18 protein-coding genes are annotated in these 22,738 nt (G+C 72.4%); 12 read left to right on the forward strand and 6 right to left on the reverse strand.

The window, feature by feature from the left end; all coding sequences use genetic code 11:
* The first annotated feature begins 55 nt into the window (after positions 1 to 55).
* Genes MM440_RS10150 through MM440_RS10170 form a run of 5 tightly spaced genes read left to right on the forward strand, consistent with a single transcriptional unit; the run spans position 56 to position 5,615 of the window.
* On the forward strand, positions 56 to 1,399 hold the full coding sequence (locus tag MM440_RS10150) for a YncE family protein (protein ID WP_241444176.1): 1,344 nt from the start codon (positions 56 to 58) through the stop codon (positions 1,397 to 1,399).
* 9 nt (positions 1,400 to 1,408) lie between these two features.
* Positions 1,409 to 2,299 carry an SURF1 family protein gene (locus tag MM440_RS10155; RefSeq protein ID WP_241444177.1) on the forward strand — a complete coding sequence of 297 codons (891 nt, stop codon included), beginning with the start codon at positions 1,409 to 1,411 and terminating at the stop codon, positions 2,297 to 2,299.
* On the forward strand, positions 2,292 to 2,663 hold the full coding sequence (locus MM440_RS10160) for a DUF3817 domain-containing protein (RefSeq protein ID WP_241444178.1): 372 nt from the start codon (positions 2,292 to 2,294) through the stop codon (positions 2,661 to 2,663). Before MM440_RS10155 ends, MM440_RS10160 begins: the two co-directional genes overlap by 8 nt.
* A gap of 10 nt (positions 2,664 to 2,673) precedes the next feature.
* On the forward strand, positions 2,674 to 4,251 hold the full coding sequence (guaA, locus tag MM440_RS10165; RefSeq protein ID WP_241444179.1) for a glutamine-hydrolyzing GMP synthase: 1,578 nt from the start codon (positions 2,674 to 2,676) through the stop codon (positions 4,249 to 4,251).
* Positions 4,242 to 5,615 (forward strand): hypothetical protein, encoded by a 1,374-nt coding sequence (locus MM440_RS10170; RefSeq protein WP_241444180.1) that lies wholly within the window; start codon positions 4,242 to 4,244, stop codon positions 5,613 to 5,615. The genes guaA and MM440_RS10170 overlap by 10 nt, the downstream gene beginning before the upstream one ends.
* A 339-nt stretch (positions 5,616 to 5,954) precedes the next feature.
* Here MM440_RS10170 and MM440_RS10175 read toward each other — a convergent pair whose 3' ends face one another.
* Positions 5,955 to 7,097: a TIGR04053 family radical SAM/SPASM domain-containing protein gene (locus tag MM440_RS10175; protein ID WP_241444181.1), complete on the reverse strand. Its 1,143-nt coding sequence runs from the start codon at positions 7,095 to 7,097 to the stop codon at positions 5,955 to 5,957.
* A gap of 134 nt (positions 7,098 to 7,231) precedes the next feature.
* Positions 7,232 to 8,704, reverse strand: coding sequence for a protoporphyrinogen oxidase (gene hemG, locus MM440_RS10180; protein WP_241444182.1), 1,473 nt, complete (start codon positions 8,702 to 8,704; stop codon positions 7,232 to 7,234).
* A 167-nt stretch (positions 8,705 to 8,871) separates the two neighbouring features.
* Here hemG and MM440_RS10185 point away from each other — a divergent pair, with 167 nt between their 5' ends.
* Positions 8,872 to 9,966 (forward strand): phosphatase PAP2 family protein, encoded by a 1,095-nt coding sequence (locus tag MM440_RS10185; protein ID WP_241444183.1) that lies wholly within the window; start codon positions 8,872 to 8,874, stop codon positions 9,964 to 9,966.
* Positions 9,967 to 10,068: 102 nt separating this feature from the next.
* Here the strand turns inward: MM440_RS10185 and MM440_RS10190 are convergent, their stop codons facing one another.
* Positions 10,069 to 12,885, reverse strand: coding sequence for a lamin tail domain-containing protein (locus tag MM440_RS10190; protein ID WP_241444184.1), 2,817 nt, complete (start codon positions 12,883 to 12,885; stop codon positions 10,069 to 10,071).
* A 189-nt stretch (positions 12,886 to 13,074) separates the two neighbouring features.
* Positions 13,075 to 15,249: a glycosyltransferase family 39 protein gene (locus tag MM440_RS10195; protein ID WP_241444185.1), complete on the reverse strand. Its 2,175-nt coding sequence runs from the start codon at positions 15,247 to 15,249 to the stop codon at positions 13,075 to 13,077.
* Between the two features lie 178 nt (positions 15,250 to 15,427).
* Here MM440_RS10195 and MM440_RS10200 point away from each other — a divergent pair, with 178 nt between their 5' ends.
* The 4 genes from MM440_RS10200 to MM440_RS10215 are packed head-to-tail and all read left to right on the forward strand — an operon-like array spanning position 15,428 to position 18,262.
* Positions 15,428 to 15,835: a hypothetical protein gene (locus tag MM440_RS10200; protein ID WP_241444186.1), complete on the forward strand. Its 408-nt coding sequence runs from the start codon at positions 15,428 to 15,430 to the stop codon at positions 15,833 to 15,835.
* Between the two features lie 6 nt (positions 15,836 to 15,841).
* Positions 15,842 to 16,021 (forward strand): hypothetical protein, encoded by a 180-nt coding sequence (locus MM440_RS10205; protein WP_241444187.1) that lies wholly within the window; start codon positions 15,842 to 15,844, stop codon positions 16,019 to 16,021.
* Positions 16,022 to 16,031: 10 nt separating this feature from the next.
* The gene (locus MM440_RS10210) at positions 16,032 to 17,339 is read left to right on the forward strand and encodes a Mur ligase family protein (RefSeq protein WP_241444188.1); all 1,308 of its coding nucleotides are present in this window, start codon (positions 16,032 to 16,034) and stop codon (positions 17,337 to 17,339) included.
* Complete coding sequence (locus tag MM440_RS10215; RefSeq protein WP_241444189.1) at positions 17,336 to 18,262, forward strand: type 1 glutamine amidotransferase; 927 nt, start codon at positions 17,336 to 17,338, stop codon at positions 18,260 to 18,262. Before MM440_RS10210 ends, MM440_RS10215 begins: the two co-directional genes overlap by 4 nt.
* Positions 18,263 to 18,898: 636 nt before the next feature.
* Here the strand turns inward: MM440_RS10215 and MM440_RS10220 are convergent.
* Positions 18,899 to 19,960 (reverse strand): lysylphosphatidylglycerol synthase domain-containing protein, encoded by a 1,062-nt coding sequence (locus tag MM440_RS10220; RefSeq protein ID WP_241444190.1) that lies wholly within the window; start codon positions 19,958 to 19,960, stop codon positions 18,899 to 18,901.
* On the reverse strand, positions 19,957 to 20,778 hold the full coding sequence (locus MM440_RS10225; RefSeq protein WP_420914151.1) for a PIG-L deacetylase family protein: 822 nt from the start codon (positions 20,776 to 20,778) through the stop codon (positions 19,957 to 19,959). Before MM440_RS10225 ends, MM440_RS10220 begins: the two co-directional genes overlap by 4 nt.
* Before the next feature lie 34 nt (positions 20,779 to 20,812).
* On the opposite strand from MM440_RS10225, the gene MM440_RS10230 reads away from it, so the two are divergent.
* Both MM440_RS10230 and MM440_RS10235 read left to right on the forward strand, forming a co-directional pair.
* Positions 20,813 to 22,012 carry a glycosyltransferase gene (locus MM440_RS10230; protein WP_241444192.1) on the forward strand — a complete coding sequence of 400 codons (1,200 nt, stop codon included), beginning with the start codon at positions 20,813 to 20,815 and terminating at the stop codon, positions 22,010 to 22,012.
* On the forward strand, positions 22,012 to 22,719 hold the full coding sequence (locus MM440_RS10235; RefSeq protein ID WP_241444193.1) for an NUDIX hydrolase: 708 nt from the start codon (positions 22,012 to 22,014) through the stop codon (positions 22,717 to 22,719). Before MM440_RS10230 ends, MM440_RS10235 begins: the two co-directional genes overlap by 1 nt.
* The last annotated feature ends 19 nt before the right edge of the window (positions 22,720 to 22,738 follow it).

The raw sequence follows: 22,738 nt of genomic DNA on the forward strand, positions 1-22,738 counted from the left end.
GTGACCTTGCCGTGACCTGCCCCTAGCGTGGGCGCAGCAGCGAGGAGGTCGGTCGATGAAGATGGTCGTGAAGCAGGACCCGGTCTACGTGCGCCGGCGGCGGGTGGCCGCGACGGTGGCGCTGGTCGTGCTGGTGCTGCTCGTCCTCGGCCTGGTCAAGGGCTGCCAGGCGGTGGTCGCGCTGGCGTCCGGCAAGCCGGGCCCCTCGACCGGCGGGGCAGCCGCACCCGCCTCGCCGGGCGCAGCCGGCGGAGCAGCAGCGTCAGGAGCACCAGCGGGCTCGGGTGCCAAGGCCGTCGACGTCTCGACGACTCACCTCGTCGCCCGCACGACGATCCGTGGCAACATCACGCCGAAGTCGGTAGTCGCGAGCCCCGACGGCACGGTCTACGCGCAGAACATGATGTATCGCCACACGGTCACGACCTATGCACCCGACGGCCGGCTGCTCGCGACCATCCCCGACAGCGTCGACCTGGCCCGCTTCGGTGTGCCGGGTCACCCGGGGCAGACCAAGGGTGCGCCGGTCGAGGCGGTGTTCACGCCCGACGGCCGCAAGGCCTACGTGTCGAACTACTCGATGTACGGAGCCGGGTTCTCGCACAACGGTTTTGACGACTGCACGAGCAAGACGCCGGTGGACAGCTCCTACGTCTACCGCGTCGACGTCGCCACCGCGAAGGTCGACCAGGTCATCAACGTCGGCGCCGTCCCGAAGGTCGTCGCACTCACCCCGGGCGCCAAGACGCTGCTCGCCACCAACTGGTGCTCGGGCACGTTGTCCATCGTCGACACGGCCAGCGCCAAGCAGACCGCGACCGTCCCCATCGGCGCCCACCCGCGCGGCATCGCGGTCGCCCCGGACGGCGCCAGCGCGTACGTCGCCGAGATGGGTGGCGAGCAGATCTACCGCGTAGACCTCGCCGCCCGGACCGCGAAGCCGTTCGCCAAGCCCGGCAAGGGTCCGCGAGCGCTGGTGCTCAGTGCCGACGGCAAGGCTCTGTTCGTGAGCGACAACGACTCCGACACGGTGGTCAAGCTCGACGCGGGCAGCGGGGCGACGCTCGCGACCGCCCGGGTGGCCGACCAGCCGCGCTCGATGGTGCGCTCGGCGGACGGCCGGGCGCTCTACGTCGTCAGCTACGGGGCGCGCACGCTGACCAAGCTCGCGACCGCCGACCTGGCCGTGCAGCAGACCGTGCGCACCGACGCCCAACCGATCGGGGTGACCTACGAGCCCACCCGCGGCGCGGTGTGGGTCGCGGCCTACTCCGGCAGCATCGCCATCCTCGATGAGCGCACCGACGGCACACCGGCGCCCGCCGGGTCGCCAGCGGCGCCGTCGGGCCCGGCCGCACCCGGCACCACCGGTTCTTCGGCACCGAAGGCGGGGGACTAGGCTGGGGCGGTGCTGCGCACCATGCTCAAGCCCCGGTGGCTGGCCTTCCTCGGGCTGGTCATCGGCGTCGTGGTGGCCTTCGCCGTCCTCGGCCTGTGGCAGCTCGACGTGGCCCGTGACCAGGGCGCCAAGGACGCGCTGGCCCAGGCGCAGTCGCAGCCGGCGGCGCCGATCGACCAGGTGCTGGAGCCGCACACCGAGTTCCAGGGCGTGCTGTCCAACCGCAAGGTCACGCTGACCGGCCACTACGTCGCCTCCGGGCAGGTGCTCGTCACGCCCCGGGTGCTCGACGGCACGCGCGGCTACTGGGTCATCACCCCCTTCCAGGTCGACTCGTCGGGCGCCTGGATCGCGGTCCTGCGTGGCTTCGTCACCGACCCGGCCCAGGCCACGGCGGTGCCCGCGACGCGCACCACGGTCTCCGGCACGCTCGCCCCCGGCGACTCTCCGGTAGACCTCGCCACGCCGCCTCCGCCCGGCCAGCTCGCGTCCGTCGACCTCGGCCAGCTGGTCAACGTGTGGACCGGCGCCGAGCTCTACAACGCGTTCGTGTTCGCGACCGGGGAGAGCCCCGACCTCACGGCCACCATCACACCCGCGGCCAAGCGCGTCCCGCCGCCGGCGATGCCTGACCAGCTGTCCTGGCGCAACTTCGCCTACGCGCTGCAGTGGTGGGTGTTCGCGGCGTTCGCGGTCTACATCTGGTGGAAGACCGTCCGCGACGACTACCACGACTCGCTCGCGGCCCGTGCGGGGCCGGACGAGGACCCCGACGACGAGGCCCGGGACGAGCCGGGCGACCCGGACGACGAGGACCGGGATGCGCCGGGCGACCCGAGCGAGCACCCAGCCGCAGCAGACCAGAGCACCACCGACCAAGGAGCCCCGTCCCATGCCTAGCCCCACGACCTACCCGAACCCGCCGGCCGTCCGCTCGGCGCTGCGGTTCTTCAAGGTCATGGCGTTCCTCGCCGGTCTCGCGCTGGTCATCCTCGCCCTCGCGATGTACTGGCACTACGGGCTCGACAGCCCCCGCTTCTCCGAGCTGTGGAGCCCGATCCACGGGCTGATCTACTTCGTCTACTTCATCTCGATCTTCAACCTCGGCAACCGCTGCAAGTGGTCGCTCGTGCGGATCGGCCTGCTCGCGCTCACGGGCTTCGTCCCGCTGCTGCCGTGGATCGCCGAGCGGCGGGTGGCCCGTGAGGTCGAGGCCGGGCTGGCGGCCAGCGAGGCGAGCGCGACCGCGGCCACCGGCCGATAGGGTGACGCTCGTGAGTGAGTCGCTCCAGTCCCGCCCCGTGCTCGTCGTCGACTTCGGCGCGCAGTACGCCCAGCTCATCGCGCGCCGCGTCCGCGAGGCCAAGGTCTTCTCCGAGGTCGTGCCGCACACCTGGTCGGCCGAGAAGATGCTGGCCAAGGACCCTGCCGCCATCATCCTGTCCGGGGGGCCCAGCTCGGTCTACGCCGACGGCGCGCCGGCGCTCGACAAGGCGCTCCTCGAGGCCGGGGTGCCGGTCTTCGGCATGTGCTACGGGTTCCAGGCGATGGTCCAGGCGCTCGGCGGGACGGTGGCGCACACCGGGCTGGGGGAGTACGGCTCGACCCAGGCCGACGTCACCGACACCGGGTCGACGCTGTTCAACGGGCAGCCCGAGAGCCAGTCGGTGTGGATGTCGCACGGCGACTCCGTGACCGAGGCGCCGGACGGGATGCGGGTCACCGCCTCGACCCCCGGGGCGCCCGTGGCGGCCTTCGAGGACGACGACCGTCGGCTCTACGGCGTGCAGTGGCACCCCGAGGTGATGCACTCGACCTTCGGTCAGCGGGTGCTCGAGAACTTCCTGCGCAAGGGCGCGAGCCTGGAGTCGGAGTGGACCGCGGGCAACGTCGCCGAGGAGCTCGTCGAGCAGGTGCGCGCGCAGGTCGGCTCCGACCGCGTGCTGTGCGCCCTCTCCGGCGGGGTCGACTCCGCCGTGGCCGCCGCGATCGTGCAGCGCGCCGTCGGTGACCAGCTGACCTGCGTCCACGTAGACCACGGGCTGCTGCGCGCGGGCGAGCGCGAGCAGGTCGAGAGCGACTTCGTGGACGCGACCGGCGTCGACCTGATCGTCTACGACGCGCGCGAGCAGTTCCTCTCCGCGCTCGCCGGTGTCACCGACCCCGAGACCAAGCGCAAGATCATCGGTCGCGAGTTCATCCGCGCGTTCGAGCAGGCCGCGCGGGACGTCGTGGAGGACCGCGGCGACGACGAGCACCCGGTGCGCTGGCTCGTGCAGGGCACGCTCTACCCCGACGTCGTCGAGTCCGGTGGCGGCGAGGGCGCGGCCAACATCAAGAGCCACCACAACGTCGGCGGCCTGCCGGACGACCTGCAGTTCCAGCTCGTCGAGCCGCTGCGCAGCCTGTTCAAGGACGAGGTGCGCCAGGTCGGCCTCGAGCTCGACGTCCCCGAGGCGATCGTGTGGCGCCAGCCGTTCCCCGGCCCTGGCCTCGGTATCCGGATCATCGGCGAGGTGACCGCCGACCGGCTCGACATCCTGCGCCGCGCCGACGCCATCGCCCGTGAGGAGCTCACCGCCGCCGGCCTCGACCGCGACATCTGGCAGTGTCCGGTGGTGCTGCTCGCCGACGTGCGCTCGGTGGGCGTGCAGGGTGACGGCCGCACCTACGGCCACCCGATCGTGCTGCGGCCGGTGTCCTCCGAGGACGCCATGACCGCCGACTGGTCGCGCGTCCCCTACGACGTCCTCGCCACGATCTCGGGGCGCATCACCAACGAGGTGCGCGAGGTCAACCGCGTCGTCCTCGACGTGACGAGCAAGCCGCCGGGCACCATCGAGTGGGAGTAGCCCTGCTGGCACGGTGGCGGACCCTGGTCGGGCTCGCCTTCGCGCTGCGGCTGCTGCTCGCCCTCACGCCCGGCTACGGCTTCGACACCCGCACCTTCCGCGCCTGGGGGCAGACGCTCGCCACCCGCCCGTGGGCCGAGCTCTACGCCCGCGAGCCGTCCGCCGACCACTTGCCCGGCGACCTGGTCTGGCACGGTGTCCTCGCGAGAACCTTTGCTGCCGTAGACCTTTCGCCCAGCTCTTCGTACGCCTATGCCGTCGCGCTCAAGCTCGTTCCCATCGCCGCCGACGCCGTCCTGGTGGCGCTGGTGTGGGTGCTCGCTCGACGACTGGTGGGTGCCGGTGACGGGGTGGCCGCCGTCCAGGCTGCGCGTGGAGGTGCGGTGCTGATGGCCTGGTCGCCGGCACTGATCTACACGAGCGCCCGCTGGGGACAGTGGGACTCGGTGTCGGCCGTGCTGCTGCTCGGCGGGCTGTGCTGCGTGTGGCTCGGCCGTCGCGTGTGGGCCGCTCCTGCCGCCGCGGTGCTGCTCACCTGGGCCGTGCTGATGAAACCGCCTCTGCTGTGGGCGGTCCTGCTCGGTGTCGGCGTGTGGCTGTGGCCCCTTATGGCTTCGATCTCGTTGCGGCGCCTGGCCGTTGGTGGGGTCTTGGCCGTGCTCGCCTCTGCGGCAACGACGCTCGCGCTCTGCCTGCCCTTCCGCGTGGGCGTCGCACCCGGGCTGCTCTCGTTCGGACAGCCGTGGACCCTGGTCGGACGAGCAGGCCACGCCGCCGCCCTGTGGCCGTTCACCACGATGGGTGCCGACAACGTCTGGATGCTCCTCGCCGGTCAGCCCTGGGACCCGCCGCGCGACACCGGCTGGCCGTTCGTGACCGGCTGGGTGCTGCTCGGCATCGCTGTGGTCGTGACGCTTCTCGGCGTCCGTGGGTGGGGGCGAGGCGCCGGGCCGGGTCGCATGGTCGAGGACCGCATGGTCGAGGGTCGCGGTGGGTCGAGTGGTCTCGGCGGTGCGCTGCGGGGCTCCGTCGTGCCCGCCTGCTGGGCGGCGACGACCGGGGTCTACGCGTCGTTCCTGGTGCTGACCCGCGCTCACGAGCGCTACGTGTTCCCGGCGCTGGTGCTGCTCGTCGTGCTGGCCGCCCTCTGCCGCCTCGACCGTCGTGTGGTGTGGCTCGCGCTCGCGGCCAGCACCCTGACGGCCATCAACGTGCTACAGATGGATGTGCTGGCCGCGCAACCACCCTCGTCCTGGTTCCTGCGCTCGGCGCCCTACCTCGTGGTGTCCTTCGGCCACGTCGTCGTGTGGGTGCTGCTGGTGCTGCTGCCGTGGCGCCGCGCCACGCCTGGCCGCTCAGGCTGACCGGCCCGTCGCCTGCCCTGGCCTGCCGCGTCTGGCGTCGACACGGCGGTTGGCGACCGAGATGGCGCTTGGGCACGCCGCGACCGTCGACACGGCAGTTGGCCACCGAGACGGCTGGTATACCGGCCATGTCAGTGCCGAAGTGCCATCTCGACGGTGGGGTGGTGACGAACTGCCGTCTCGGCGGTGGGCTCGTGGGTCGGCACCGAGTCGTGACTCCATCTCTCTCGACCCGGCCTACTCTGGGCACACGGCATCGGCCATCGAGACGCTGAGGTCGATCGGCGGCCGGTGACGCTCGTCCAGCGTGGTGGCTACGGCTGGAGCCGCGGCCCAGCCTCAGCCCACGACCTCCGCCTGTGCCGCCACCCACCGCGGTGGGAGGTAGCCGCAGGTGGGGTCGGAGGCGAGCGGGTCACCGGTGACGGCGTAGGCGTGCGAACGGGATCCGCCGCAGACGCGGTTGAACTCGCACACACCGCACTTGCCGCTGAACTCGTCGGGGCGGCGCAGCGCGCGCATGATCGGTGCCTCGCGGTAGAGCTGGACGAAGCTGTCATCGCGCACGTTGCCCGCGCGCTGCGGGAGGAAGCCGGAGGGGTAGACGAATCCGAGGTGATCCACGAACGCGAAGCCGCGACCGGCGTTGGTGTCGATGGGCGGTCGCGCCGGACGCTGGGGGAGGGTGCGGCCCTCGACCAGCTCGCGGGTGCGGGCGGTCAGCTCGTCGTAGAGCGGTCCGGTCCTGAACGACTCGACCCCGAGCCCCAGCTCGGCAGCCTGCGCACGCTGCACACAGACGCGTCGGAAGTGTTGCGCCTCAGTGGTTTTCACCGCCAGATGCGTGCCGATGTCGACCATCCAGTGGAAGACGTCCTCGACCTCGTCGGGGTCGAGCGCCTGCAGCTGCTGGCCGCGTCCGGTCGGCACCAGAAAGAACAGACTCCACAGGTGGGCGTGCAGGTCGAGCAGCTGGGTGTAGAGCTCGGGGAGCTCGTGCACGGTCGCTCGCGTCACGGTCGTGTTGACCTGAAGGCGGAAGCCGACCTCGTTGATCAGCGCGGCCGACGCGAGGGTGCGGTCGTAGGTGCCGGCGAAGCCGCGGAAGGCGTCGTGCGTCTCGGGGCGGGCGCCGTCCAGGGACAGTGACATGGCCGTCGCTCCCGCTGCGCGCATCTCGTCGAGTCGCTCGCGCGTGACGTTGGGCGTCGCCGACGGGGACAGCGCGAGGTGCAGCCCGAGCGACGTGCCGTAGGCCGTGAGCTCGGCGAGGTCGGGACGCTCGAACGGGTCGCCGCCGGTGAGCACCACGATGGGTCGCGGGTGCGCGAACGACGCCAGCTCGTCGAGCAGCCGCTTGGCCTCGTCGGTGTCGAGCTCGCCCGGGTTGCGGTGGTGGATCGAGTCGGCGCGGCAGTGTCGACAGGCCAGCTGGCAGGCCCGGGTGGTCTCCCAGATGACCATGAACGGCTGCTCGTCCACGTCGTGACGCAGCTGGCGGATCGGCTGGCTACGCCGCGCCGGTCGACCTGACTGCGTCGGACGACCAGACTGTGCCGACTGGGCTGGGCCGGCCGAGCGTGCTGGGCTGGCTGCTGGGGCAACGGAATTCGTGGTCATCGGTGGCTCGCAGAGGTGGGGGAAGTGGTGAGTCGCTCGCCGAGCAAGGACGCCGCTGCGGCCTCCCCGGAGGCCAGTGCCGCAGCCAGCCCGACGCCGTCGTAGGACGAACCGGCCAGCAAGATCGGATGAGCCCCCAGGTTCGACCCGGCCCCGTCGAGCGCGGCGCGCACCCGTGCCAGGCGACCGGCGTGGCCGACCTCGAGCTGCGGCATCGTGTGCGGCCAGCGGGTCACCAGCCGCTCGACCGGACGCGTGGTCACGCCCGTCAGGTCGGCCAGGTCAGCGAGCAGCATCCCGGCAAGTGTGTCGTCGTCGAGGGCGTCGAGCGCCGCGTCCTGGCCAGCGCGACCGGCCGACAAGCGAGCGAAGTACAGGTCGGAGTGGCGCTGGTGGGGCCACTTCGTCGAGACGAAGGTCGCCGACTTCAACAGCCGCCCGCTGGTCGACGACAGCATGATCCCGGTGCCGCGCAACGCCGGTCGCATGTCGACGACCGATCGGGGGAAGGCGAGCAGGACGGTCGCCACGCTCGCGAACCGTTGCCCTGCCAGAGCCGCGCGGTCCGCGTCGGCGACCAGCGGGGCTACCAGGTCTGCGGCCGCGGTCGCGGGGCACGCGAGCACGACCGCGTCGAAGCGCTCGACCTGCTCCTCACCCTCCCCGGCCTCTCCGGAAGCCGCCGTCTGCAGGGTCACCTGATAACCCCCCGGCACCCCCTGTAGACCGTGTGCCCGGGTCCGCAGCCGCACGTCCAGCCCTGTGGCGAGGGCCAGCGGGAGCCGCTCGAGGCCTTCCCGCCAGGTGACGAAGGCGGCCGGGGCGACGGACGGGCCGGAGCGGCGGGCGCTACGGGACAGGGTGAGCGACCGGCCGGAGCGCGCGACCTCGAGCAGGCGAGGGGCGGCGCTCTGCAGCGACAGGCGGTTGATGTCGCCGCTGTGCAGGCCGCCCAGCATCGGGTCGACGAAGCGGTCGGCGACCTGGCTGCCGAACCGCCCGGCCACGAACTGACGCACGTCGACGTCCTCGTCGGGGCCGAGCACCCGGCGGCGAGCGATGGACGGCTCGAGCGCGGCGCGGGCGAGGCCGAGCGGGCCGAGGATCCCCGAGCGCACGACCGGGCCGAGCTGGGTGGGACCCGACGGGCCGACGCCCGCGGGCAGTCGGCGCAGGCCTCGGCGGGTGACCAGCCAGGTGGCGCCCGGGCCGGACGCGACGGCGTCGTCCGCCAGACCGAGCTCGGCCAGGAGGGCGCGGACGGCGGGGGAGGCGAGGTGCACGGCCTCGGCGCCGACCTCGAGGCGGCGGTCGGCGAGGTCTACGGTGCGGATCTGGCCGCCGACCCGGTCACCGGCGTCGACCACGGTCACGACCGCACCGGCCGCGGCGAGGCGCCGTGCCGCGGTGAGCCCGCTGACCCCGGCCCCGACGACGAGGACGTTGGGGGGCGGCGGGAGCGACGTCATGATCCTCACCCTAGGACAGCGCTGGTCGTGCGCCGCCGCCGGGGTGCCCCGGCAGTGCCGGCGACGCGCCGGCCCACGAGCCGCACCCCGAGAACTCTGGGCGAACTCCCGAGGAGGACGGCTGTTTGCCCGCTCGGACGGCCGGAAGCCTGGCATCCTGAGACACGATGTCCAGCACCGCAGGTCCCCGCGACCAGACCCCCGATCCCTCATGGTCCACCTCTGCCGGTGAGTCGGCGGCGCAGTCCGCGACCGGCGCCACAGGCGCCGCGACCGCCGCCACCTCCAGCACCGGTACGGCGACCAGCACCGCCAGCACAACAACCGCCACCAAGACCCCGGCCAACCCCACCAAGGCGAAGGACCCCCAGCCTCCGCTGCGGGGCCACCTGCGCCGCTGGTGCCTCGCCGTAGCCGTGTTCGGGGCGGTGCTGCTGGTCGTCTTCGTGGCGTTCTTCGTCTGGACGCCGTTCGGTCAGCGCGCCGACTTCCAGGCGCAGCGGTCGATCCAGACGCACTCGTGGTCGTTCTACCCGACGTGGCTCGTGACCTGGCTGATCCGCGAGCAGACACTCGCCGTGATGGCTGCCGTCGCCGCGCTGATCGGCCTGGCCCGGCGCCGGCTCGACCTCGCGGTGGGGGCCGTGGTCACCATCGTGGGCGCCAACCTGACCACCCACGTGCTCAAGTACTACCTGATCGTCCGGCCGGACTACGGCTTCGGGACCGACAACATCACGCCGAGCGGCCACACCACCGCCGCGGTGTCGGTGGCGATGGGCCTGGCGATGGTCGCCCCGGTCGTCGCCCGCTTCTGGACCCTCGCGATCCTGTCCTTGGGCACCAGCTGGGTGGCCCTCGGCCTGGTCGTCCTCGGTGCGCACCGCCCGGGTGACACCCTCGCCGCCGTGGCGGTCTGCCTGGTGTGGAGCGCCATCGGCATGGCCGCAGCGGGCCTGGTCTACGGGCGGCCGGGACGCCGCAACCAGGGCCTCGGCTCGGACCGGCTCGAGCGCGGCTCGGTCCTCGAGCGCTTCCCGTCCCTGCACGAGACGGTGCTCGGCAACCTCGGCCTGACGATGAGCGTCCTCGCGACGGCCAGCGGCTCCCTGATGGCGTTCGTGCTGTTCGTCTCCGGCGGTGTCGACGTCAGCCTGTCCTGGGCCGGCGTCGGCATGACCTTCTGCGCGGCCCTCCTGCTCGGCCTGCTCGCCCTCTCGATCGCCATCACCTCCCGCGCGGCCGAGAAGTACCTCCCGTAGATCGCCGGGTCCCTCCCCAACGACAGTGGCAGTCTGCACGTCACATCTGACGTGCAGACTGCCACTGTCTTGCGCGGCGAGGCGGCCAAGCCCCGGGCCCGCTTACCGCCGGACGACCACCGTGCTGCGGACGGGCAGCGTCTGGACGCCGGAGACCGACACCTGGTGGGTGCCGAGAGCGGCGCCGGTCGGGATGCGGAACTTGGCCACGCCGGTGCCGTCGGCGGCGATGGTGGTGGTGGCCACGACCGCGTCGTCCAGGCGCACCGTGATGGTGTCACCGGGCTTCCAGCCGGCCAGGTTGATCACCAGCTGCTGACCGGGCTTGCGCGTGGTCTGCGCGGGCGTGGCGCTGCCGGGGGCGTAGAGGTGCAGCAGCGGCCGGATCCGGGCGACCTGCGGGTCGTGGTCGGAGTTCTGCACCGCGAACTCGGCGTTGATGTGCGCGACCTGGTAGCTCGCCCGCCCGGCGGCGGTGAGGTTGGTCGACGTCATCATGTGGTCGAGCGTCTGGCTGATCCCGTTGAACACGTAGGAGTAGCGCTGGTTCTCCGGGAGGGTGTTCATCAGGTCGGTGAGCAGCGCGCCGTCGCGGGTGAGCGTCGTCATCGACGGGGAGAACTGGTAGTCGTTGAAGTCACCGCCGAGCACCACGTTGGCCTGCGGGTCGACGGCCTTGACCTGCTCGACGAACGCGCGCAGCGCGGTGGCCTGCTCCATGCGCTGGACCTCCGACGCGCGGGTCGGGGGCTGGAAGCGGCCGTCGGCCGACTGGTCGCCACCCTTGGACGCGAAGTGGTTGGCCACGACGATCACCTTGGCCCCGCGGAAGACGAACTCGCCGGCCAGCGGCTTGCGCGAGGACGTCCACGCCGGGTTGGTGGGGTCTACGCGACCGGGGGAGGTCGAGAGGGTCGGGGTGCCCTCGAGACCGGGCGTGGTGTCGGCGGACACCGTGACCGCGGTCGTGGCGTTCCCGCCGGGCTTGGCCACGAACGTGACCCGCGCTGGGTTGTACATCAGGCCGACGCGGATGTTGCCGCCGGGCTGGCCACCGTCCTGGCCGTCGACGGGGTCGATGACCGCGAACTTGTAGGCCGGTCCGCCGGCGGCGGCGATGGCCGCGAGCAGCTTGGCCTCGGTCGCCCGCGAGCTCACGGTGCCGTCGTTGGTGGCACCGGTGTCGTCCTGGATCTCCTCGACGGTGACGACGTCGGGGGAGCGCAGGTTGGTGACGATGCCCTGGGCGAGGGCGGCGTACTTCGTGGCCGGGTCGGAGGGCGCGAGGTTCTCGACGTTGTAGGTCGCCACCGTCAGCTGGTCGGCCGCGGCCGGGTCCACGACGGTGTGCTGCAGACCGTTGTCGACGCGCGCGCCGAGCGTGGTCGCGGCGATGGTGTAGCCGCCGTAGGTCGACCAGTCCAGCGGACCGCTGGTGGTGCCGGAGAGCACGTCCCCGACGTTGGCCGGCGGCACCTTGCCGTCCGTCGGCATCACCAGCAGGCGCCCGGTGGGCGTCTCCGCGTAGCTCTTGAGGTAGGTCCCGCCGCGCGGGGTGCGCAGCTCGTCCGGCTTCGCGGTCACGTAGATCTCGCCGTACTGAGTCTTACCCGGCCCGACCACGCGCGCGTCGTCGACCCGCACGAGCTCGCCCTCGTGGGACTCATAGAACTCCTGCGCCGAGCGGGTGGGGTCCACCGAGGTGATGGCCTCGATGTTCTTCGTGCCCGCCGGCGGGGTGGCCGCGTAGGTCGAGGGGATGTTCTGCGGGCCGAGCACGAGCGCCGCGGGCACCGGGTTGCCGCTGGAGAGGACGTTGACGACCGGCTTGGTGATCTCGGTCATCGACAGGTTCGACGTCGTGGCGACCGTCTCTCCCGACGACAGCGGGTAGTAGTCGCTCACCGTGCCGCTCACCAGCACCGAGTCGCCGACATTGGCCGTGATGGGGGCGCTCGCGGTGTAGACGAACACCGCGGTCGAGGCGTTGGCCTTCGCGGGATCCTTGGTGGGCTGCTGGATCCAGAAGCCCTTCGTGGTGCCGGTGGTGCGCAGCCCCGTCACGATGCCGGCCACGCCGGACACCGTCTCGCCCTTGAGCGGCGAGACGAAGCCGGGGCCCTGGATGTCCTGGATCGTCGTCGAGCCGGCGGTCGGGGTGGGTGTCGGGGTGCTGGGGGTAGGCGTGGGGGTGCCGGTGCCGACGGTCACCGTGCCGGGCGTCGGCGCACCGGTCTGGTAGTCCGTGGCGTTGTCCCAGCCGGTCGGCGCCGTCGGGAGGCGCCGGGCGAGCGACGTGGTGTTGGTGGTCGCCGCAGCCGGGGCGCCCACCGAGTCGGTGGCGCCACCCCAGCCGACCAGGTCGACCACACCCGGGACCGACGCGCAGGACGCCCCGCAGGTCAGCGCGGTCTGGTTGTTGACCAGGGCGACCTTCGCCCCCGTCCCGGACATCGCGATGGTGCCCGTGGCGTCGACCTTGGGCAGCGGCGCGGCGGCCGTGTTGGCCCCGGCGGCCTGCTGGATGACGTAGGTGCTGCGCGGCGCGATGCTGCCGGTCAGCGGGGTGCGCTGCCACGTGGTGCCGCTGGTGCTGGCGTACTGCACGGACCAGCTGGAGAGGTCTACGGGCTGGTCGGAGCTGTTGTAGAGCTCGATGAAGTCGTTGCGGTAGGGCGCGCCGGTGTTGCCGCCCCCACCGAAGACCTCGGACAGGACGACGGGGCTGGTCTGGTCGACCGCCTGGGCGGTGCCGCTAAGCGCGAAGGGCAGGGCGCCGGTGCCGACGAGGACGCTCGCGACGGCGATGGCGAGGGAGCGCCGACGGACGGTCGGGTGCGCGGGCGGCTCGAGCGAGGGCGGCTGGGCCGCTGATGGTGCAGATGGTGCAGATGAGGACTGAGCGGGCGTTGCGGACATGGCGGGGGAAGTCCCTTCACGTGTGAGGCCGATGCCAGGCAGTCTGCCTCGTGAACGGCCGTGTTCGGATAACCGCACGTGTCCAAACCGTGACGAGTCGTGGTGGACCGTGGCACGCGAGCGCCCCTCCCGCCCGATCGCACTGGGTCGCAGGGATCGAGGGGAGGGGCGCTCGGAGCGTGCCGGGGGTCAGGAGGTCGTGCTCGACCCGCTCGCCGTAGACCCGGTCGTGCTGGAGGTGGTCGGCGCCGTCAGGTCGTAGACCGTGGTGCCACCGACGGTGGTCGCGGTGAAGTGGGACTCCACCCAGCTGGTGATCTGCGACGAACCGCCCTCGCTCCCGCCGCCTCTGCCACCCCCCATGCCGCCACCGGCGATGAAGTAGTGGATCAACCCCTGGTCGACGTACTGCTGGAACTGCGCCAGCGTCGGGCTGTCGTCCGAGCCGTTGAAGCCACCGATCGACATCACCGCGGTGCTGGTCGACAAGATGAGCGGCGCGGCCGTCTGCGACCCGATGGTCGCCGCCGACCAGCGGGTGCCGGCGCCGTCGAGCAGCGCAATCAGTGCCGTGTTGCTCGAGGTCGAGTCGCCACCGCCCGGCCCGCCCTGCGGACCGGTCTGGGTCGAGCCGGTCTGGGTCGAGCCGCCCTGGGTCGAGCCGCCCTGGGTCGAGCCGCCCTGGGTCGGCGCGGTCGAGCCGCTCGGCGCGCTGCCCGAGGTGGCGGCCCCCGGCGCGGTCCCGCCACCAGCCCCGGCTGCGCCCGCAGCCCCCGGAGCAGCACCCATGGCACCAAAGCCGCGGTCGGTGCTGACGCCGGCGGGGCCGGCCGAGGGGGTCGAGCCGGTGTGGGCCTGGCCCACGGTGGCGAGCGTCCAGCCGGTGGTGCCGAGCAGGCCGCCCAGCATCGCGACCACCAGGGCGACGACGCCGAGGCGCTGCAGCCTCACCGAGAACCCGTCGGCGAGCAGCGCCACGTAGGTGCACGCGCCGGCGATGGCCAGGACCAGACCGGTCCAGCCGAGCCACGGCGCCCAGCCGGAGGCGTACGTGCGCAGCAGGACCAGGCTCCAGACGGCGGCCGCGATCACGGCCACGCCGAGCACCAGGCGCCAGACCACGGACTGGCGTCGGGCGACGAGCGCCGCCGCACCGAAGGCGATCGTGCCGGCGATGCCGGGGGCGAGGGCGATCGCGTAGTAGGGGTGGATGGTGCCCTCCATGAAGGAGAAGACCAGCGCGGTCACCACGGTCCAGGTGCCCCAGAGGATCAGCCCGCCGCGCACGCGGTCGGTGCGCGGTGCGCGACCGATCGCGACCAGCCCCGCGACCAGCAGGATCAGCGCGCTGGGGAGCAGCCAGGAGATCTCGGTGCCGAACGCGCTACCGAACATGCGGGTGATGCCGGTGGCGCCGCCGAACATGCTGCCGCCACCACCGCCACCGGCCGAGCTGCCCGCGCCGCCACCGTTGCCCTCGCCGCCGAAGATCCGGCCGAGGCCGTTGTAGCCGAGCGCGAGCTCCCACAGCGAATTGTTCGTGGACCCGCCGATGTAGGGCCGCGAGTCCGCGGGCCACAGCGACACCAGCGCGACGAACCAGCCGCCACCCACCACGAACGCTGCCAGCGCGACCAACAGGTGCCGCACCCGCGTCCACAGGGTGTGTGGCGCCACGACGAGGTAGACCAGGGCGAACGCCGGCAGCACCAGCAGGCCCTGCATGAGCTTGGCGAGGAAGGCGAGGCCGATCAGCAGGCCGGCACCGACCAGCCAGCGCACCGGGCGCCGGCCGCTGTCGATGGCGCGGACGACGCAGTAGCCCGCGGCGGCCATCGACACGGTGAGCAGCGCGTCCGGGTTGTTGAACCGGAACATCAGCGCCGCCACCGGCGTGACCAGCACGAGCAGCCCCGCCAGCAGCCCGTAGACCGGCCCGGCCCAGCGCTTCACGGCGGCGTGGACCAGTGCGACCGTCCCGACCCCCATCAGCGCCTGCGGCACGAGCATCGACCAGCTCGAGAAGCCGAAGATCCGTCCCGAGAGCGCCATCACCCACAGCGCGGCCGGCGGCTTGTCGACCGTGATGGCGTTGGCGGAGTCGATCGACCCGAAGAGCAGGGCCTTCCACGACTCGGTGCCCGACTTCACCGCGGCGGCGTAGAAGTCGTTGCCGTAGCCACTGGCGGAGAGGTCCCACAGGTAGAGCACGGCGCTCACCACCAGCAGCGCGATCAGCGCGGGACGCGCCCAGCGCGGGTCGGTGGACGCGCGGCGCTCCGGCGGCGTGGCGCTGGTGGACGGGGGGCGGGTGGTGTCGCCGGGCACCGTGGCAGGAGCGGCGAGCTGGGTCGTGGCACTCATGATGTCGAGGGTTCGGCCCGGCGCTGTGGCCAGGCTGTGCCCTGGCCATGGCGGCGGCTGTGGGATCTACGTTGTCCCCTCGTTGGTCCCGATGCACTGGGGATCGGCGTGAGCTCGTCCACGACCCGCGCCACCAACGCCAAGACCGAAGCCGCCAACGTCCCCATAGGGTAGAGCGGTGGATTCAGACTCCGTCTATGGCCGACTGCCGCGCGGGGTGCACGTCACGGCCCGCGGGGTCACTTATCCAGACGATGCTGCCGAGGCCTGGCTGAATCACGGCGTTCCGTGGCGTGTGGTCCGGCATCACGTCCAGGCTGGGGGAGCGTTGACGCGTGGTGCAGTCCATCTTGATGACGGCGGGCGACATCTGGGCCTTCCCGAGGCGTCGATCGATCTCATCGAGGTCTCGGGGGTTTGGACGGGCGATGACATCGACGTCCACTCGTGGCGTCCGGTGGTGCGCGAGCCCGACGGGCCGCCGATCGGGGATCGTGTTGACTCCGGCACCCGGAACTCGGTCTACGACAGCATCCCCCACGCGTTGGACGACGAGATCATCGCCACCGGCGCGACTCGAGAGTGATCGCTCATGGTTCTGCAGGTGCCGTTGCTGACCGCCGAGTGGCGCACGTGGGTCGACTCGTGGCGCGGCCGGGCTGCCGTGCAGGTGATCGGTTTCCTCCGCCCAGAGGGCGAGCCGTGGCGGGCCGCCAGCATCGACCTGCCCACCCGCGGGCCGGAGCCGGGCATCGTCGCGGCCAGTGACTAGGCTGTCGCTCGTGCTTCGGACCCAGGCCGCGATCGCGGCAGGCAAGGTCGTGCGCGCGGCCTCACGGCTGCGCGGCGGTGGCTCGGCTCTCCCCGGGCTGGTCGCCGAGAAGGTCGACCCGCAGCTGCTGGCCGCGACGATCGGCCGGCTGCCGGACGGGGTGGTCGTGGTCAGCGGGACCAACGGCAAGACCACCACGACCAAGATGCTGGTCGCGATCGTGCGCGAGCACGGCAAGGCGGTCTTCACGAACCCGACCGGGTCCAACTTCACTCGCGGGGTGATCTCCGCGATGCTCGCCGAGATCGGGCCGAACGGACGGCTGACCGCCGACCTCGCGATCCTCGAGCTCGACGAGGCGCACGCGCTGCGTTTCGCCAAGGTCGTGCCACCCACGCACTCGTTGCTGCTCAACGTGGCCCGCGACCAGCTCGACCGGTTCGCCGAGATCGACCACACCGCAAGGCTGCTCACCAGCCTCGCCGAGCAGACCTCTACCGGCGTCGTGCTCAACCGCGACGACTCGTTCGTGTCCCGGATCCAGACGCACGTCCAGCCGGGCGCGACCGTGCGCTGGTTCGGCGTCGACCCCTCGATCGCGGACCGGCTGCCCGAGCTGCAGGAGGCCGACGTCCGGTTCAGCGACGAGCAGGAGCTGCCCGCCGCCGGCCCGAGCGACGGGCTGCTGAAGCCGCTCGACGACCGCGAGTTCCTGGTCACCTTCGCCGACGGCGAGGACGTCGGACCGGTGACGCTCCAGCAGCGCGGTCTGGCGGCCATGATCAACGCGACGGCCGCGACGTCGATGGCGCGGATGCTCCTCGGAGAGGCCTTCCGGCCGGCGCTCGCGACCGCCGCGCTGGCCCGGGTCACGCCGCCGTTCGGTCGCGGTGAGGTCATCGACGTGGAGGGTCAGCCGCTCGAGCTGGTGCTCGTCAAGAACCCCGCCGGCTTCACCGTGGCCCTCGGCACCTACGGCAGCACGCCGGTGGCCACGATGATCGCGATCAACGACAACTACGCGGACGGGCAGGACGTGTCCTGGCTCTACGACGTGAGCTTCGAGTCGCTACGCGAGCGCGGAGTAGCCCTCACCTCGGGAGTCCGGGCCTACGACATGGCGCTGCGGCTGCGCTACGACGACGTGGTGACGGACGCGGTGGTGCCGGACCTCGAGCAGGCGCTGGACACCTTCCTCGCCGACCACTGGGCCGAGCCCAAGCGGATCTTCTGCACCTACACGGCGATGATGCGGCTGCGGCGCGTCCTCGCCGCCCGCTACGACCTGCCGGACTTCGGCGAGGAGGCGACGGCGTGAGCACGGGCACGGGGATCAGCACGGAGTTGGGCACGGGACACGGGGCCGGACAGGGCAGGGGCAAGGGCACGGTGCGGGTGGTCCACCTGTATCCGCGCGAGATGAGCATCTACGGCGACCTCGGCAACACGCGTGCCCTGGTGTCACGGCTGCGCTGGCACGGTTACGAGGTCGACCTCGTCAACCACGGCCCTGGCGACCGCTTCCCCGACGACCCGCACCTGGTGCTCGGTGGCGGTGGTCAGGACTCGGGGCAGGCGCGCGTGGAGGACGACCTCGCCGTGATCGGCGACCGACTCAAGGAGCTCGCCGCCGACGGGGTGCCGATGCTGATGATCTGCGGGATGTACCAGCTCTTCGGCAACGCCTTCCTCACCGTCGAGGGCCAGCGGCTGCCGGGCCTCGGCATCCTCGATGTCACCACGCAGGGCAACGACAAGCGGATGATCGGCGGCGTCGCCCTCACCACCGAGTTCGGTGACGTCGTCGGCTACGAGAACCACTCGGGATCGACGATTCTCGGCCCGGGGCAGCAGCCGTTCGGGCGGGTGCGCGCGGGCCTCGGCAACAACGGCAACGACGGCACCGAGGGCGCGGTGACCAACCGGGTCTACGGCACCTACCTGCACGGCCCGGTGCTGCCCGCCAACCCCGCCCTCGCGGACGGACTGCTGCGCTTCGCCGTAGAACGTGCCACGGGTCGGGCGTTCGAGCCCGAGCCCATCGACGACAGCCTCGCCGACCAGGCCCGCACCCGCCAGGTCGCTCGACTCCTGGCCGCGGCCAAGCGGTCCTCGCGTGGGCGTCTCGGGGTGGCCCGCCGCGGTGTCGGTGTGGCGCGCCGCAGCGTCGGCCCGCTGCGCGGCGACGGCCGGGGTGCGAAATGCGACGAAAGTGCACCAACCGTCACTGTGAGTGATTAGAGTGGGCGGCGACAGCGCGTAGTAGTCACGCTCCGCTGTCGCTGGGAAGGTTGATGCCACGTCAGGCCGCGTCCGACGCGCCGACCGACGACGTCCTCGAGACCGACTCCGCCACCAACCAGGTCAACGGCCCCAGCATCGCGGTCTACGGGGCCTATCAGGCACGGCTCGCCGTGCAGTTGCTCACGAGGCTGACGTGGGACGAGGGCATGGCCGGCAGCCACGTCGCGGACGCCGTGGCGATCTCGCCCGACGACCTCGCGCCGTGGACGAGCGTGATGACGCCCGCGGCCGAGGCCAAGCTGCATCGGCTGGTGGCGAGCTACAACGCCGGCGCGTCCGGCGCGCGCGGTCGGCTCTTCCCGATCGTGAGCGCCAACGTGCCGGCGGAGTACGGCATGGGCATGCGGCCGCGGGCCAAGAGCTTCGTGACCGACCGGTCCCTCGGGTCGGCCCGGGTCGCCACCGTGGCCGGGCACGGCGACCAGGTGCGCATCAGCTTCCCGACGACGGTGGACTACCACTTCGTGCTGGGTGGGCGGACCCTGACCTGCACGACCGAGCGGCAGTCGTCGTTCGTGCTGTCCCGGGCGACCGGGCGGTGGCTGATCGTCGACTGGCACAACACCGACAAGGTCATCTCGATGATGGACTCGGGCGCCGCCGTCCAGGTGCCCGCCCGGTCGACGTCGCCCACCACGCGGCGGCCAGTGCCCCGAGCGGGATCTCCATCACGTGGGTGTAGATCGAGAACAGCACCACGCCTGCCGCTGCCGGCGCCGGGGTCGCACCGAATGCGACCAGCGCTGCGGCCGTGCCGGTCTCGGTCACGCCGACCCCGCCGGGCGTGATGCCGACCGAGGTGAGCAACCGGCCCAGCGCGAAGGCCGCGAACAGCGGACCGAGGGGGAGGTCTACCCCGGTCGTGCGCAGGCAGACGCAGAAGAGGACGAGCTGCACCGCGAAGAAGCCGGCGAGACCGAGCGACATGGTGAGCCAGCGCTGCCGCACGACGTCACCGATCTGGACGCGCACGGTGTGCACGGCCCCCGTCAGCGAGAGGTCGGGGTCGTGGCGCAGGCGGCGCAGCAGCGCGCCGACGGACCGGTCCAGCGCGTGGGCGACGGCCTGCCCGAAGCGCTCGGACGCCAACGTCCCGACGACCACCACGACGAGCAGCAGACCCACCGCGACGCCGGACGCGGCACCGGCCAGCACCCCGTCCGGCAGGTGCTCACCGGAGCCCAGGACCGCGCCGATCCCGATGATGGGCAACAACATTCGCCCGACGACGTTCCAGATCCCCGTCACGACCAGCGAGGTGGAGATCTGGCGGGCGTCGAAGCCGAAGGAGCGATACATCGCGTAGGTCGCCGCCGCTCCGACCGCCCCACCGCCGGGCAGCAGGTTGCCGGCGGCCGAGCCGGCCAGGTTGGTGGCCAACGCATCTCGGTGCCTCAGCCCCGGCAGCGACCCGGTCATCGTGAACGTGTAGCTCCACAGGGCCACCACCGCGATCAGTGCGAAAAGCGTTGCGCGGCCTAGCCCTACGCGAGACAGGGTGTCCCACACCGCGCCCCAGGTGGTCTGGGCCGCGATCGGCAGGCCCCACACGAGCAGCGCCACGGCCAGGGCGATCCCGACGACCGCGCGCAGCACCGAGCCGGTGGACCAGCGGCGCGGTGTCGACTCGGTCACGTCGGCTCGTCGAAGATCGACCGTCGCACCGGGCTGCCCGGCGCCGCAGCGGGATCGACGAACCACTCGCGCCCGAAGACCACGTCGTAGAGCGGCCGCGGGATCCGCAGGAAGGCGGCGAGCGTGCGGTCGGCGTCCCCGGGTGCGGCGGCCTGGGAGGCGTGGGCGCGCATCGAGGCGCGCTTGGCCGTGATGTGGCGGATCACCGAGATGCGGTGCGTGATCTGCGATCTCGCGGAGTAGGCGCGATCGAACGAATCCCGGTCGAAATCGGCCGGGAACCGGTAGACCTTGGCGACGAGGTCCAGTGCTCGACAGATCGTGTCGCGCGGGACCGTGGCCTGCAGGACGCGCGCGGTGCCGGCGAGCTCGGCGGCCCGAGCGCCGACCTCGTGCACCCGCACGTGGTCGCGGTGCCCGTAGCCCCCGTTGGCGTCGTAGGTGAGCAGCACGTCGGCCTGCTCCTCGCGCAGGATCGCGGCGAGCCGCTCGGCGGCCTCGTCGACCGGCGCTCGGACGAACCGCTGGCGACCCGGCGGGTCGGGGTAGAGCTCGGGGCCCATGCCGGAGTCGGCGTAGCCGAGGTACTCGACGCGCGCGACCCCGAGGGCGTCGGCGCTGGCCTGCAGCTCGGCGAGCCGGCGGCGGCCGAGCTCACCCTCGGCGCCGGCGAACTCCGCGCCGGTGAGGCCGAGGTCGCCGTCGGTCGCGACGACGAGCACGACCCGGTGGCCTTCGGCGGCGGCCCGGGCCATGGTGCCCGAGGTGAGCAGGGCCTCGTCGTCGGGGTGGGCGTGGAAGGCGAGAAGTGTCGACATCGCCTCCATCTTTGCGCATGGCAGGCTGTGCCCTGTGAAGGTCGCCCTGGTCTCGGACTGCTACCTGCCGCGCCTCGGCGGGATCGAGGTCGCGGTGCACTCCCTCGCCGGTGCGCTCGCCGCCCGAGGGCACGAGGTGGTCGTGGTGACCGCCACCCGCGCGGATGGCGCTGGCGAGGCTGGCGAGGCTGCTGGCGCGCCAGGTGCTACGGAGGCCGGTGCGGAGCGCGGCACGGTGCGAGGCACGGACGACGGGGCGGTGCTCGTCGTGCGGCTGCCACCGCCGGTGGGTCGGCTCCCGGTCAACCCGTTGGCGACGCGGTCGGTCCGGGCGCTGCTCGCCGACGTGGACGTCGTGCACGCCCAGCTCGGCGTGGTGAGCCCGTTCGCCGTCGATGCCGTGCGCTCGGCGCTGGCCGTGGGTGTGCCGGTGGCGGCGACCTTCCATTCGCTCGTCGGCCCGGCGGCTGCCCGGGCGCTGAGCGTCTCCGGTCGGGTGGGTCGCTGGGCCAAGGCCGGCGTAGCCCTCTCGGCCGTCTCCAGCGCAGCCGCCGTCCCCGTCGGGCGGCTCGCCGGTGGCGCCCCGGTGGCGCTGCTGCCCAACGCCGTGGACACCGCCCTGTGGCGACCCGTCGACCCCGACCCACGGCCCGGTGCCGGCGAGCTGGCCGCACACCCCGAGCGACCCGTGCGGGTGGTCACGGCGACCCGGCTGGCAGGTCGCAAGCGGCCCGTCGCGTTCGTCGAGATCGTGGCCCAGGCGCTCGAGCAGCTGCCGCCCGGGCAGGCGGCGGAGGTCGAGGTCTACGGCGAGGGGCGGGAGCGGTCGGCGGTCGAGCACGCGGTCGCCAGGCACGGCCTCACAGACCGAGTCCGCCTGTGCGGCAGAGTGGCTCGAGAACGTTTGCCCGAGATCTACAGCAACGCAGACCTTTTCGTGTCGTCGGTCGAGATGGAGGCGTTCGGCATCGCCGCGCTCGAGGCGCGGTCGTGCGGTCTGCCGGTCCTCGGACGGGAGGGCACGGGGCTGCGTGACTTCGTGGTGCCGGGGGAGTCGGGGCATCTCGAGGGGTCCGACGGGGAGCTCGCCACCAGGCTGGCCGAGCTGGTCGCCGACCATGCGGCGCGCGACCGGATCCGGCAGCACAACCGCAACACCCCTGTCTCGCAAACGATCTCGGCGCTCACCGAAGCCGCGATGCGGGAGTACGACCGAGCTGCGAAGGAGAGCTGATGTCGGCCGAGGTGCAGGTCCGCGGCGTGGTTGCCCCGGCCGCCGGTGAGTCCGGCGGTGTCGTCGTCGAGGCCGAGCTCCCGCACGGAGCGGACCCCGCCGCCCTGCTGCTGGCGCGCGGGTGGTCGCCGGAGGGGCCGGTCGCCGCCACCCGCACCGACGCCGGGAGCCTGCGGCTGGACTACCTGGTGGCGGCGCAGCCGGTGACGCCGGTGCCGCTGGCGCAGCCCGAGCCGCGGCTCGACGAGGGGTTGACCGCGCAGGACGTCGCCGGGGCGGTGCGGTATCGCCGGGTTGCGGCCTACGCCCTGGTCGTGAGCGACCGCGGGGTGCTGCTGACCGAGCTGTCCGACCGCACGAGCGCCCCCGGCTGGTGGAACCTGCCCGGCGGCGGTCTCGACCCGGGCGAGGCACCCGAGGACGGCGTGCGCCGCGAGGTCTGGGAGGAGACCGGGCAGCGGGTGCAGGTCCGGCGGCTGCGGGGCGTCGGCGCCGCGCACTGGATCGGCCGGGCACCCGGCGGCCACGTGGAGGACTTCCAGGCGATCCGGGTGATCTACGAGGCTGGCTGCGAGCACCCCACGGACCCGGTCGTGCACGACGTCGGCGGCACCACCGCCTCGGCCGCCTGGGTGCCCCTGGACGCCGCCCGCGCCGGCGCGGTCCCGGTGGTGCAGAGCTTCGCGGCGCTCGTCGAGGCGCTGTAGCCCGCCCCGGTCGGGTTCG

This window comes from Arsenicicoccus piscis (genome assembly GCF_022568835.1).
In the GTDB taxonomy this organism is placed as follows: Bacteria; Actinomycetota; Actinomycetes; order Actinomycetales; family Dermatophilaceae; genus Arsenicicoccus; species Arsenicicoccus piscis.